The sequence below is a fragment of the Vibrio sp. genome (assembly GCF_038138445.1).
Taxonomy (GTDB): domain Bacteria; phylum Pseudomonadota; class Gammaproteobacteria; order Enterobacterales; family Vibrionaceae; genus Vibrio.
Genome location: NZ_JAYQDQ010000022.1, coordinates 36,281 through 50,055 on the forward strand (window position 1 = coordinate 36,281; position 13,775 = coordinate 50,055).

At 44.0% G+C, this 13,775-nt stretch carries 13 protein-coding genes; 11 read left to right on the forward strand and 2 right to left on the reverse strand.

The features are described from left to right. Positions 1-333: 333 nt before the first annotated feature. The gene (gene nfsA, locus AAFM34_RS08330; protein WP_341661811.1) at positions 334-1,056 is read right to left on the reverse strand and encodes an oxygen-insensitive NADPH nitroreductase; all 723 of its coding nucleotides are present in this window, start codon (positions 1,054-1,056) and stop codon (positions 334-336) included. Between the two features lie 177 nt (positions 1,057-1,233). After that, positions 1,234-3,342 (reverse strand): hypothetical protein, encoded by a 2,109-nt coding sequence (locus AAFM34_RS08335; protein WP_341661814.1) that lies wholly within the window; start codon positions 3,340-3,342, stop codon positions 1,234-1,236. Positions 3,343-3,504: 162 nt separating this feature from the next. On the opposite strand from AAFM34_RS08335, the gene AAFM34_RS08340 reads away from it, so the two are divergent. The 11 genes from AAFM34_RS08340 to AAFM34_RS08390 are packed head-to-tail and all read left to right on the forward strand — an operon-like array spanning position 3,505 to position 13,740. Next, entirely contained in the window at positions 3,505-5,865 is a 2,361-nt protein-coding gene (locus AAFM34_RS08340) for a DUF1566 domain-containing protein (RefSeq protein WP_341661816.1), read from the forward strand. After that, the gene (locus AAFM34_RS08345; protein WP_341661818.1) at positions 5,837-6,073 is read left to right on the forward strand and encodes a hypothetical protein; all 237 of its coding nucleotides are present in this window, start codon (positions 5,837-5,839) and stop codon (positions 6,071-6,073) included. The genes AAFM34_RS08340 and AAFM34_RS08345 overlap by 29 nt, the downstream gene beginning before the upstream one ends. Before the next feature lie 39 nt (positions 6,074-6,112). Beyond that, positions 6,113-6,295, forward strand: a complete 183-nt coding sequence (locus tag AAFM34_RS08350) for a Flp family type IVb pilin (RefSeq protein WP_114784101.1) — start codon at positions 6,113-6,115, stop codon at positions 6,293-6,295. A gap of 21 nt (positions 6,296-6,316) precedes the next feature. Further along, on the forward strand, positions 6,317-7,156 hold the full coding sequence (cpaB, locus tag AAFM34_RS08355) for a Flp pilus assembly protein CpaB (RefSeq protein WP_341661822.1): 840 nt from the start codon (positions 6,317-6,319) through the stop codon (positions 7,154-7,156). Positions 7,157-7,174: 18 nt separating this feature from the next. Then, positions 7,175-8,581 carry a type II and III secretion system protein family protein gene (locus AAFM34_RS08360; protein ID WP_341661824.1) on the forward strand — a complete coding sequence of 469 codons (1,407 nt, stop codon included), beginning with the start codon at positions 7,175-7,177 and terminating at the stop codon, positions 8,579-8,581. Between the two features lie 7 nt (positions 8,582-8,588). Next, a complete protein-coding gene (locus AAFM34_RS08365; protein WP_341661826.1) occupies positions 8,589-9,215 on the forward strand; it encodes a CpaD family pilus assembly lipoprotein in 627 nt (208 codons plus the stop codon). Continuing rightward, positions 9,212-10,378, forward strand: a complete 1,167-nt coding sequence (locus tag AAFM34_RS08370; RefSeq protein WP_341661828.1) for a P-loop NTPase — start codon at positions 9,212-9,214, stop codon at positions 10,376-10,378. The genes AAFM34_RS08365 and AAFM34_RS08370 overlap by 4 nt, the downstream gene beginning before the upstream one ends. Then, positions 10,378-11,706 (forward strand): CpaF family protein, encoded by a 1,329-nt coding sequence (locus AAFM34_RS08375; protein ID WP_341661830.1) that lies wholly within the window; start codon positions 10,378-10,380, stop codon positions 11,704-11,706. The genes AAFM34_RS08370 and AAFM34_RS08375 overlap by 1 nt, the downstream gene beginning before the upstream one ends. Further along, positions 11,703-12,608 carry a type II secretion system F family protein gene (locus tag AAFM34_RS08380; RefSeq protein ID WP_341661832.1) on the forward strand — a complete coding sequence of 302 codons (906 nt, stop codon included), beginning with the start codon at positions 11,703-11,705 and terminating at the stop codon, positions 12,606-12,608. The genes AAFM34_RS08375 and AAFM34_RS08380 overlap by 4 nt, the downstream gene beginning before the upstream one ends. Further along, positions 12,605-13,459: a type II secretion system F family protein gene (locus AAFM34_RS08385; RefSeq protein ID WP_341661834.1), complete on the forward strand. Its 855-nt coding sequence runs from the start codon at positions 12,605-12,607 to the stop codon at positions 13,457-13,459. The genes AAFM34_RS08380 and AAFM34_RS08385 overlap by 4 nt, the downstream gene beginning before the upstream one ends. Next, positions 13,456-13,740: a CDC27 family protein gene (locus AAFM34_RS08390; protein WP_341661836.1), complete on the forward strand. Its 285-nt coding sequence runs from the start codon at positions 13,456-13,458 to the stop codon at positions 13,738-13,740. The genes AAFM34_RS08385 and AAFM34_RS08390 overlap by 4 nt, the downstream gene beginning before the upstream one ends. Positions 13,741-13,775: the final 35 nt, after the last annotated feature.

Here is a 13,775-nt window from a genome sequence, read left to right on the forward strand (position 1 = left end):
GGAAAGGTATTTTTAAAATGTCTCAGTTTTAAGTTTCCTCATAAGGCGTGATAATGACTGAGGCAACCAGATAGGACAAAATGATGAATACGAACAAGCATAACCAGATGGCCACCTATTATTATGCTAGGCTAGAGCTTGCTCAGTCTAAATGGGAGCGGCGTGCGATTTTGAACTTAATTAACCTATGTCAGTGGTCATCCTGATTTGGTTGATGGCTTTAAGATCAACTGAAAGCAAAAAATCAATAACTTATGCAGCACTAGCATTGAAACATGCTCCTAACACCCCTAAGAACGTGCGGTTAGTGCTGCTTTTTATTTCATCGTGAACTCAGCGTTTGGTTAACCCTTTATGATTTAGGTAGCCTTTGATGTGTGGGCGGGACTCACCAGCAAGCTTGTTAGTCACTTCTTGAGACCAAATACTTTGCTTTTGATTGGCGCTGCGACTTGCGTAGTAGTCTTGCATCTTTCTATCGTAACTATCAATGTTGGATAAATCTAAAGCTTGATAGCTATTTTCATGCATGATCACTTTCGCTGGTAGTCGAGGTTTGATTTGTGGATCTTGATCAGGATGGCCAAGGCACAATCCGAATAAAACGGCGCAATGCTGCGGTAATTCGAGAAGTTCATCGACCTCAGATGCCGAATTTCTAAGCCCCCCAATATAGACGCCTCCTAACCCTAGTGATTCAGCAGACAAAAGGCAGTTTTGAGCCATGATTCCACAGTCTACCGCTCCAATGATAGTGAGTTCTGTATACTCAGCATTGACCTTAGGGTTGATAGTAAAATGCCTGTGATAATCGATGCAAAATACCAAAAACTCCGCTGCGCTTGCTACATAAGCTTGATTGCCAGCGAGCTTTGCTAAGGTTTTACGTTTGTCTAAATCAGTGACGCGAATAATAGAGACCACTTGAAGCATGCTTGATGAAGATGCAGCAAGTCCGGATTGGATAATGGTATCTAGCTGCTCAGGGTCAATCGCTTGCTCGGTAAACTTACGAATGGAACGATGAGATAAAATTGTTTCTATAGTCGGGGTCATCAGAACATCCTTTATAACCTAATGATTGAGAAACATATCGACAGTGGTCTCTTATGTCTAGTCGTCATGTTGTAGAATTTGGGTCGGTTCTTATAAAGGCGAACTAATCGGTTTGTTGGAACTAGAGAATAAAAGGGTGTTGGCCTTTAAGTAGCGAGAGGACCAACACATTTACTTTTATAGAGGCTTGGTGATAGTAATATTTTCTCCCCTGTAGGTGCCACTAATGTTCACGCTTCTGATCTGGCCACCTAATACATTCCATTCTAAGTTAATGTTTTCAAATGGAGTAAGTGTGTTATGAGCTTCCAAGTTAGTGTACTGAGGGGTTTGGTTTAACATATCATACAAAGTAATTGGACCTAACTCGGCTTTTCCCCATTGATTGACTAACTGTTTGGTAATCAAATGAGTGGCGACGATCAGCGGAGGGCCAGAAATATTAGCAAACTGGAAGTAATCAATTTTGCCTTCTCCTATTGCAATCGCTTTATCATTCTGGACAAATAAGTTTGTCATGCTGGTTGCATCAAAGTTGATTGTTTTGGAAATCTGCTGCGTTTGATTATCAAGTAAGTAGATATTTTTTTTCGTAACTGCAACGGTAAACTTACCATCGGGCGATGATTCTAAATACTTTATAACCCCTTGGCCTTGGATACTATATAAGGGTTTACTCGGTGCGCTTTTATTTACCCAAGTGATTTTGTGCTTTGTTTTATTTTCGTCTTGTAAGGCAAATACAATCTGCTGGTTGGCAGCGAAACTGGCGGTAGTAATAATGGGGTAATTGTCGTCTTTTCGAAGTTTGATCATTGATGGAGCGCCAAAACTTCGATTGGTCAGTGGGATCAACTTAGCTTCTAATGTGCCAATTGTTTGGCTGTCGCTATCCGCAATGAGCAGGATGTCTTGCTCATCTTTAGATACAAGGATATTTTTTTCAGAGATTTGATCCAGTAATGATAATTTATTTAGGCTTATTTCATCCAAAAGCCAGAGCTGGTCCTTTTTTGTATCTAAGCCATTATCCCAACGGGCTAGAATACTACTCTGACTGTATAGGGGCTTCATCCATTCGAAGTTATCGTTGTAACAGGCGGCAGAAGAGGGCTCAATCACCACTGGCGCGGGTGGCAAGGTTGGTAACTCGCTGCCAGATGCCCCACCGATAGTATCAATAGCCATAGCTGGTTGAATTGTGATTACGTCAGGAGCCTCTGAAGAGCTGTCGTGGCCAGTGTTATCTTGTAGGCTGGTCAGTAAAATACCATTGCCGCCGCTTGCTTCACATGCATCGGCCTGCATAGCGTGGTTTTGAGGGTTATAAAGCTTATAGGATTGTACGCCATTTAATGCAGGTAATACTTGTTTTAACTCTCGAGAAGCATCCTTTTCAAAATATGGCAGTTTACTTGCGTTACCACCAAAATCGTCGTGTTCCTTATCATAGTCTGATTCGTGATGGTCATCACTTCTGAGACTTGCTCTTGTTATTGAACTTGGGGCTATTGCTCCCTCTGAGGGCGCTTGCAGGTAAGTCGCTGAGCCAGCTGCTCTTTTGACTGAAGCACTCAGTTCTTTAACCGTATCCAAGTCGTCGAGATAAAGGAGTTTATTGTTGGCTGGGTTTAGTGCAATCGATTTAAGTGACTTGAGTCCCTTTTCCTCCTGAGACCCATGTATAAGAACCGCTCCATCAAGGTTCAACTGTTGTGAACTCTCTTTGTCTAAGTTTATTGAGCTAAGGTCAAGCGTTTTATACTTTATCATCACATCAAGAGCATGAGCGATTTTGACCAAAGGAGAAGCGCCATTTGGACCGCTTTGTTGTGCTTGAATAAGCGATTGAGTTAAGACTTGGCTCTCACTTTTAGGTCCGTAATTGATATCGAGTGTGTCGAAATTAACACCAACATAATTGCCTAATTTGGCCTGCAAGTAAGCTTTAGCATTGACGACTTGCCCTTGAACTGCGGGATTATAAAGCATTTCGCTGTGTATTAAGGTTGTAAAGGGAGAAATAATATCAAGTTCGCCGGGAGCAGTCAGAATAGCTCCACCAACATTGAGCATCTTAGGGTAACCACTGCCTAGTAATACTTTTTGTTCATATTGACTGCATTGGCCATCAAAATTTGTATCAGCGCATGTTTTTTGATTGTAGTGAGCATAGCTCTTCGTTGGCGAAGTACTGTCTGAGCTGTCACTGCCGCCACATCCATAAAGCGAGATTGCTGATGAAACAGCGATGGCTATCACGCGCGGTGATGGTAGTTTGTTCATTTTGATCAATTGTTTACCAAATTTGGTTTAAAGTGTTATCGTGTGCGCTTATTTAATCACTTGTGCAAATAAAAGATCAAATGATATTGATAGTAAATATCATTTGCATTACTATCTCGGCCTGATTTTGTAGGGAACACAAAGTTTTAGGAGTAATTGGTCGTGAAAATAGTCGCCCAAACCTTTGGTATTATGGCCTGTGCGGCTTTTATTGCTGGATGTGGAGGAGGAAATGAGTCGGATCCTAAGCTTGACGCTACTAACCTTGCCGCTAACACGACGACAGATAATGTTTCTTCTAGCAATAATCCCAAATTCCCAGCACCAGAGAAAATGGACATTCTATCGACGTCAGATGATAACCCTATCTACGGGAATATGATTTCTTGGGATGACCTCAGTGTGAGTATTTGGAACTCGCCAGTAACATTCGATCAACCTGAGCACTATGAATATACCACTGATGGCGGAAGTACTTGGCAGACGGTAGTTTCCAAACCTCAGTTTATTGGCCCGCAAGCATATGCGAAAAATAAGGTTGGTATACGCGTAAAACAAAATGCTATGGAAGGTATGCCAACTCCGCCTAGCGAGACTCTTTTTGCCACTAGCACCAGTCGAGGTGAGTTTGTAGCACTGCAATTTGTTCCTATGGATAATATAAACCAAGTGATGACCTTTGGCGATAGTGGCTGGGACTACACGCGAGCGAATTGCGTTGCAGAATATAATCTAGATGGATCTGGTGAGCCTATTTTTTGGATTACGAGTGAACGCTTGAAAAGTAATACATTTGAGAAGACAAATGACCAAGCGTCCAAATTGGATGTTTGTGGCATTAAAGGGTGGGGACTTATCGAGGCTGATGAAGCAAAAAGGTTGCGACGTCGTACGGTTGATGAAAAAGTCAGAGGTGTTGTAATCAATAGCCTTTCAGGTTATCTAGCTGCGGCTAGAAATGAAACTCTCGTTTCTATTAAAAAATCAGGTGAAGGTGATATTAGTCCCGATCTCTCTCACCAATGGTTTGCTGTTTGGTCTTTGCCTGCTGGCGCTCAGTTAGTCGATGAGATTGATGGTGCCCAGCTTACCCAGAAAGTTCGATTAAGTGAGCAAGCTGGTAGTTTACAACAAATTCGTGATGCTGTGGTGAATCTGCTTAGCTTGTTAGATGATACCTCAGTTGATTACACCAGACTCAGTGTTGACAGCGCCCAGTATCAAACTCTATTAAGCAGCGCCTTGGCATCATGGCAAGATATCTATTCTGGGCACCAACCCGCGATGACTTTCTTTATTCAGCAAGCGACTCTGGCAAAAAATCGTAGCGACAGGATAAGCCAAGAGTTTGTGTTAAAGGTGAACAACTATGTTAGTGACTGGCGTGAATATGAGTATAACTTTATAGTCGCAGCAGCTTTACTCAAAGAGCTGCAAGCGTTTGATAGCCTAGCTAAGCTTCATCAGCAAAATGATATTATTGCCAGTAGCATAGCGGTGCTGTCTCAGGAGTCAGACGGTAAAAACCTACAGATTGGCGCCAATCGTATCCACAAGGCCTTTTTTACTTCTCAGCAATTAAGGACTGAGCTAACGGCTTGGCTTGAGAGTCTACCAAACCTCAAAAGTAATGGTGCCTTGGCGCTGATAGATAAATACGATTTGTTGAGTCACTACGACAAGGAAAAGATAGAGCAACTTATTGTAGCGGCATTGGAAAAGGCACAAAACTCAGGGGAGGTTGTCTCGCGATCTGAAGCCATTATTGTTGATGCAGCCGGTAAACAGTATGCCAAGTTGGACAAAGTAGGGCTGTATCTGGCCGAAGATGCCACCTACGAGCAAGGTTGGCGCTGCGTATTAGAGCTTGGCTCAGGCGATAGAAGACGAATTTGGATGTTACTGCCTAACGTTGAAGCAAACGAACTTGAGTATTTCGCGTATCAAGGCAGCCGTGATGAAAGCAAAAATGTGTTAGGCCCCCAAGGGTATATTTCAAAAGTCAATCAAGAGGCACTTTGCGGGGTCAGTGATTGGAAAGTGCCAAGTATACTTCAGTTACAAAGCTTAGCCTCTAGCTATGTTAAATCCTCAGAATATTCTAGTGATAAAGGTCTTAGTATCGACACCAATGTATTTGTTAATCATCCGTACAATCAGCAAGTTTATTATTGGTCTTCCAAGCCAGAGAAAGAGGGCAAACAAACAGCGTATGTTTATGCATCAACAAGTAACAGCGAGGAATCTAAGTCCTTTCCAGCTAACAACATGGCGGCTCTAGTGCGTCTTGTGAGTGAAAACACTTTACCTAATCAATGGCAATATTTGGATGTAAGTGGTGGGTCGGTGGAAAACCGCGAAGAGGCAAGCTGCGCAAAAAATCTAATTACTGGCCATGTTTGGCAACTGTTTGATAAACGCGGAGACACACGATGGGTTGATTATGAGGACCTCACAGAACCTAGACGCTCAAACATCAGAGCAAGTTTGTGGTTTGTCGAATTGGCGCCTTCCCAGCGTTAGTGAGTTAGGTAATCTAATCCCTGTTGAGCGGAATGTATTGATTTACAATGGTGTAAAAGATCCATTCGGCACTCTTATCCGCGAACAATACTTCACTGATTTTCCAACACAAAGTAAACCTATTTATTTTGATTTCGTTCTCGGAGAGGTTAAACAAGTATCGTTATCTAATGATAGATACCTATACCGTTTTATCGCAACACCTTAAGTCTAAATGAGACTGAACAGCATTTTCAGGAGTTTATTAATGTTACGTAATACAAAGCAACGTGGGGCAGCAGCGATTGAATACGCTATTTTAGCCGCGGCCATGTCTGTGGTTCTACTCTCATTTGTGGGTGGCAGCGATGGCAAGCTGACAAGAGCAATTGTTGGCGCCTATGACACTGTGATTGAGTCACTCGAACAGACTCAAGACTCAGGCAATTAAAAAGACAAACAAGGACAAGTCATGACAGCGAAGCGATTGATGTTGATGTCTATCTTATTGTCAGGGATAGGGATAGTATTGCTGCTTTTAAACTCACCCACGCCACAGTCCCCTGAGGCTAACCAAGCTGCAGCGGTGTTTAAGCGAGTTCTGGTTTCAAATCAAAATATTGAAGCAGGCGATGTGTATAGCGCCACCATGTTTCGTTGGCAGGCAGTGCCCCAAAATGAGTTGGATGATTATTTAGATTACATTACAGAAGATGAGCTTGAGTCTGCTCACCTTTCTGCTGGGGTTGCGCATATTGCGATTGAGAAAGGTCAGGTGATAAGTTCTGCGGATTTAACGCCACCTAGAGGCGGTGTATCACTGGCACTAAAAGTCAGGTCAGGTTATCGAGCTATATCCGTACCTGTTGATCAAGTCACAGCTAACTCGGGCTTTGTTCAACCGGGAGATAAAGTTGACGTGTTACTCTTGGCGTCAAAGCTCAGTGAACTGAAAAAGTATGACAACCAAGTTGAAGGCTTATATGTTAGCACTATTGCGCATAATGTGCGCATCCTTGCTTTTAACAACTTGTCATCATCAGAAGGGTTTCAAGAGCAGCGCCGAGACTACGGCGCCAAAATACCTGACAACAGTTCAGTCTCACTTGAAGTTACGCCAGAGCAAGCAACACAAATTGTTTTAGCCAATCAACTTGGTCGGCTTACTTTATCTTTGCGTGGTGCTGGAGAACCGAACTTGACGGAACCCGTTAATTCCATGATTATTTCGACGCAGCTTAACCCACAAAGCAAAATAATCGCGCCAGATGTGGATTTGATTGAGCTCCGTCCAAATAACAAAAATAACTAACAATTTCAGGAACAACCAATGACTACATTACTGCGCTGGTGGGGCTTGTTATTGCTTCCTAGCTTGTTTTTCACATGCTCTTCTTGGGCGTCGGCGCTTGAAGTAAACATAAATGAAGCGCAAATGGTACGTTTGCCCCAAAAGGCAAAATCGATTTTTATCTCTAACACGCATATTGCTGACTATCAGCCAATGACAAATACCAAATTAATGGTATTTGGTAAGCAGGCTGGCACGGCGACAATGACCATTTTGAACGATAAAGAGCAGGTAATATACAGCAATAAAATTCGTGTTGTTCATGATACTCAAGAGTTAGATAGCCTGATTAAAACTCAGTTTCCTGAGGCCTCAGTCAAGACTGAATCTTTGGGTGGAAAGTTATGGCTGAAAGGTTCAGTACCAAGTCCAGCTATGGCACATAGCATAGTCAATGTGGCGAAAGGCTATCTATCTCCGATCACTGCGTCCCAAGGCTCAAATGAGAGTGATTCTTCTCAATCTGATAGCTCATCAACGCAGCAAGCCGAGCCAAGCTCTGAGAACAATGATGAACTGATCAACCAGCTACTTGTCACCATGCCAACCCAAGTCAATATACGTGTTCGAATTGCAGAAGTTTCTCGTAATGTCTCAAATACATTAGGCATTAAATGGGGATCACTAATGGGGGAAGGGAGTAGCGCTGAGAATGTGATTGGCAGTTTTATGTACAACAAACCATCAGGTGTCAGCAGTTGGACTAAACCTAACTTTAGTGCCTTAGTTGATGCCTTGGCATCGACGGGTGATATGTCGATTTTAGCAGAGCCCAACCTATCGGCGATTTCAGGTGAAGAAGCGAGTTTTCTTGTCGGGGGAGAAGTGCCAATTCCTTTGATTCAAGGCGATACTGCAAAGGTTGAATACCGTCCTTTTGGCGTTAATCTTAACTTCAAACCTATAGTACTTGGCCCTGATCGAATCAGTCTAAAAGTTGAGCCGGAAGTGAGCAGTGTCTCGGTGGACAACCAAGCCGTATTTAATGGTAATGTGCTGCCCTCTTTCACTTCGCGTAGGGCTTCAACCACGATAGAGCTGGCGAGCGGACAAAGTTTTGCTCTTGGTGGTTTGTTACAAAGTAGTGAAATCGATCAGTTACAAAAAGTGCCAGGAATAGGGGATATTCCAATCTTAGGTACTCTATTTCGCTCTAACCAATATCAGCGTCGAGAGACAGAGCTGATCATCATTGCGACGGCTTATCTGGTTGAGCCTACCCGCTCTAATAACTTTCCTTTACCAACGGATACTTTGATCCCCCAGAGCGACCTAGAAAGGTTATTAGCACTGCCGAGTAAAAAGAATGCCGCAGCCAGCGGTGATGCAACTTATACCGACAACCGCAAACCGCGTTTGTTAGGTGATAATGGATTTTACTACTGAGGTGAAGATGAGACTAAATCTGTTTGTTTTGCCGGTTTTATTGGTACTGGGTGGCTGCGTGCATGACCGTATTGCTAAACAACCTGCCATTGATGTTGTTGCTGTCACCAATAAGCTGACTCTTACACTTGATAACAATGAACTATCTACTGAGCAAATCCTTAGAGTTGAAGATTTTATTGCTAGACGCGGTAATCCCTATGGTTTGCGTGTCAAGCTGGTTAGTGGCTCAGCTAAGGGACGTGATCAATTAGAGAAAATACATCAAGTTTTACTAGCTCGCGGCATTAGTAAAAGCAAAATAAGTAACCAGGACGCAAGCCCATCTCAGCAAGGTGATATTCAGCTTATCGTTGAATCATTTCGCGCCAAAGTGGCAAATTGCGGAGCCAGCAAAATGCAGCCAGTAGTATTTAACCAATATCAATCACATCAGGCTTATGGCTGCACTAATGCGGCTGCTCTTGCTCAAATGGTTGTCAATCCGAAAGAATTGATTGTGGGAGAGCGTTTGGGGCCAGCCAATGGCGAAAAGGCAGTTGCTGCTATCGATGCTTATGTCAGCCCTTCGGCGAACAATAGTAGCAGCCAAAACTCGGATTCTAGTGTCGGTATTACAGCAGGTAACCAATGATGAAAGTCGATAACTTTTCCGTATTAGTCGCGGCCTCTCCTTCCCTTGATACTTATCACTTAAGTTTGGCGTTTGCTGAGCGTGGGATAACCCAACTGACTCAAGTTGCTATGGATAGAGAACTACTCATTAAGCAAGCCTTATCGGACAGTCATGATGTGATAGCCCTAGATGTAATGGGTATGCCTATAGAAGAGGCGCGTGGCTGGGTGAGTGATATGAATCGTCGTACGGGTTGCAAAGTGATTGCCATCGGTGATGATCAGACTATCCCTTACTATCGTGCTATTTGTGAAGCAGGGGCGATTGAATATTTGGTTACTCCTGTGCTTGAACATGGCTTAGTGGCGGTGGATTTTCATGACCAGCAGCAAACTCAGTCAATGGGCAGTCGTATTTCTGTGGTTGGTTGTAAAGGTGGGGTCGGGACTTCGACCGTTGTCGCCAGTTTAGCTCGAATCTTGAGCGAGAGGCGGCAGTCAGTGATGGTCGCTGACCTTGATTTTTCAGCAGGCGATCTGGATTTACATTTTGACGTGCAAGGCAACGCGGCATTGGTCGAAATGCTGCAATATCCTGAACGTCTCGAACCTGTGGTTTTTGAGCGAAGCAGCATAAATGTAGATACAAATCTGTCGCTCCTAACTGGTTATCTGCCGTTGGATAGCGATCCATTTTGGCCAGAAAAACAAGCGCTTGAGCATTTTAGTAAGTTTTGTTTACAGCACACAGACAGTCTAATTTTTGATATCCCGGCGTTTTCACTGAGAGATCAAGTAGGTATGAGCGCATTGAAGAGCTCTGATGTGCGTATTTTGGTCATAGAGCCCAGTTTGGCCGCGATTCGTAATGCTGGACAGATATTGAGTATTTTATCTTCCGGGGAGCAAGCGGCTTTCAACAGAAAGAACTTATTGGTGGTCAATCATACTAAATCTGATAAAGCGTCATTATTAACATTAAACGATATTCATCGTGCTTTGGGCGCTGAAATTGATGTCTCAATCCCCTTTGCTCCTTTACATTTTTTAAACAAAAGCGCGCTTGGTCAGTCCGCTGTGAAGGGCCACCGTAAAGTCAGCCGAGCGTTTTGTTTGTTAGCTGATGAAGTGATGGGCGCTGAAAGCCCGAGATCATTTCAGTTTTGGAAGAGGGGCGCTTAATGTTTAAGTCTTCTCGACTCATTGACACCCCCAGCCATACTCAGCTAGGTACGCCTCACTCCGATCCCATTCGTGATCATTACCAGCTTATTCACTCCAAGGTGGTGAATACGATAGAAGCGAGTGCGGTTGTAAAACTTAGCTCGAATGAGTTGGAGGCAAGAATTCTTGCATTGGTTACAGATGTGGTGGCTACCCACCAATTGCCGCTCGGTCATCGTGAAGTCACTAAGGTTGTTCAGAAATTGGTCGATGAGTTGCTGGGTTTAGGACCTCTTCAGCCTTTAATCGACGATCCCAGCGTAAGTGACATCATGGTTAATGGACCCAATGAGGTGTATATCGAGAAGCTGGGCAGATTGCATAAAACCGCTGTTGAATTTCGCTCAGAAGAACAATTACTTAACATGGCGAGGAGAATTGTAAGTAAAATAGGACGTCGTATTGATGAAAGTTCTCCTTTGGTTGATGCTCGCTTGGAAGACGGTAGCCGTGTCAATGTGATGATCCCTCCGCTAGCGCTTGATGGAACGTGCATTTCTATTCGTAAGTTCAATCATGAAAAACTGTCCTTGAGCCAAATGGTACAAAATGATGCTTTGAGTGAAGGGATGATGCATTTGCTTGATGTCATTGTTCGTTGCCGATTGAATGTGCTCATCGCCGGAGGGACGGGTGCGGGTAAAACTACATTGCTCAATGCGATGTCGTTTAGCATACCTCCTCATGAACGTATTATTACTATTGAAGATGCGGCGGAGCTTAAACTCCAGCAACCTCATGTGGTGCGTGCAGAAACACGCTCTGAAAATGCCGAAGGATTGGCTGCAGTCACTCAAAGAGAACTGGTTAGGAATGCATTAAGAATGCGTCCCGATCGCATCATACTTGGAGAAGTAAGGGGTGAAGAAGCCTTTGAAATGATGCAGGCGATGAATACCGGTCATGACGGCTCTCTGTCTACTTTGCACGCCAATTCACCTGCCGATGCGTTAGTCAGAGTTGAAAATATGCTTATGATGGCGCCATCGACCTTACCCTTATTTGCCTTGCGTCGTCAAATTGCCGATACGATAGATATCGTTATACAAGTTGATAGGATGCGTGATGGAAAGCGGCGCATAGTCGCGATAACCGAAGTGGTTGGCATCGAAAGCGAGCAATATATCACTCAAGATTTGTATCATTTTGATACTCATGGTGAAGATCACCAAGGTAAGATTTTAGGTGAATATGTCAGTGCTCGGCGCCTTCCTTCCTTTGTTGCTAAAGCACAGCACTATCAACTTGATTCTCAACTGCGCGCTGCAATGAGGCTTGCAGTATGAGCATAGTCTTGTTCACGATTTGGTGCTTAGGCAGTCTGCTGGTTTTGAAACACTATTGGCAGCGTCGTCGGTGCATCAAACTTCGGTTAGTCCGATATATTGCTCAGCCCAAGTCTATAGCAAAAGCTATTGTTAAGCCGCGATACTCAGGAGGGCAAGTTGGAGGCTTTTGGCGCCGAACGCAAGTACTGTTGCGACGTCAAGATAAGCTTTTTCTGGCTTTAGCTGCTTGCATATTGCCGTTTTTGATTTCATGGTGGCTACCACCGCAACATTGGTACTGGCAAGCTTTATTAGTTATATCTTGTGTGATTGGGCTGTTTGGCGTTTTGTTCGCCTTGCGCCGCAGGCAGCAAGTCGAAGAGTTTGAAAAAGCTATTGTACAGGTCTTGGGTTTAGTGAGCCGAGCGGTTTCTGCTGGGTTGTCTGTTCAGCAGGCGTTGGAGCAGGTAGCGAAAACTCAAGAGGGGGTACTAGGTAGAGAATTTTCTCGCATTAACGATAACTTATCTCTTGGTATTCCGCTGCGCCAAGCTTTGGATGAGGCATGTACTCGTTTGCCCTATAACACTTTTCGATACTTTACTGTCGCGCTAATACTTAATCAAAGTAATGGCGGACAATTGAGGGATATCTTGCACAATCTGAGCAGAACGCTGCATGACAATCGGGCGATGCGAAAGAAGGTTGCCAGCATGACCTCAGAGCCTAGGATGACGGCGAAGTTTTTGTCGTTTCTGCCCGTTTTTCTTGTATTGGCGGTTGCTTGGATTGATCCATCCTTGTTCGAATTGCTCATCTACAGCGAAAGTGGTCAGTGGGTGCTCATTTATTGTGGCATTAGCCTAGCGCTAGGTGGGTTGACGCTGCATTCGCTCACCAAAAATAGGAAGTTCTCATGATCACCATGATAGCGACTGTTTTGATTATTACTGGTGTCTTTAGTTCCTTGATGTGTTTTAGGCTAGCGCGTCAGCAAGACTTGGTTCAGCGTCGCCTTAATCAGGTGAGCTCTGTGTCTCTTACCGCTAACTCACAAAGGATTAAATGGCGTTGGAAGGCTAATCCTGAGCGTCGTAAAGCATTAGCGTTAATCGGGTTTAATCACGATTTAGCTGAAACACTGTTTGTATTGTTTCGGCTTTCTATCATGGTTGTGGGCGCATTGCTGTGGTTTGCTCTGAGAGAGCTAACAGGGTCTATGGTAGATGTTGCTCAGTGTGTCGCCATTTCTATATTACTCGGCATCTTAGTCGACCGCTTACTAAAAGTATGGGTGGACAGGATTCGTTGCCAAGTCGCTAGGGTGGTGCCTGATGCACTCGATCTTATGGTTGTGTGTGTTGCGTCTGGCTTGACGCTTGAGAGAGCATTTCAAGTTGTGGGCGAAGAAATGGCACACGTTTCTTCGGCGCTTTCTCGTCAATGGTGTCAGACTGCGACAGAAATGGCCGTACTTGATTCGCCCATACAGGCACTCACTAATCTAGATCAAAGGCTGGAACTTTCCGATATCAACAATATGGTGGTAACCATGTGTCAAGCACTGAAGTTTGGTACGCCACTTTCACAGGCTTTGAGCTTAATAGCAGCAGATAGCCGCCATTATCAGTTGCTTGAACTCGAAGAATGGGCAGGTAAGATCCCAGCAAAAATGTCTTTCCCTCTTGTCGTTTTGATCATGCTTCCTGTGGTGGTCATGATCGTTGCCCCTGTTATCCTAAGCCTATTTGATACCTTGGAGAGCTTATGAGCCGGTTGTTGATCCTTTTATGGGCTGGAATCTTTGTTGTGGGTTGTCAGTCGACAAAAAATCAGCCTAGCGATCAAGATTTACAGCTTGCACAAACCGCATTAACTAATGGCCATCCAGATAATGCTTTAGAAATATACAAGCAAAAGCTTAAGCAAAATCCCAATGATGCTCAGCTGCTCTTTTTGGCTGGTAATGCTTGTAATCAAGCCGCTCGATACGATGAAGCGCTGCATTATCTGACAAAAGGCAGTGCACTGGCACTAATGCCGATCAGTTAAACATTAATCGGCAGATCAATTGAATGATCCCATCA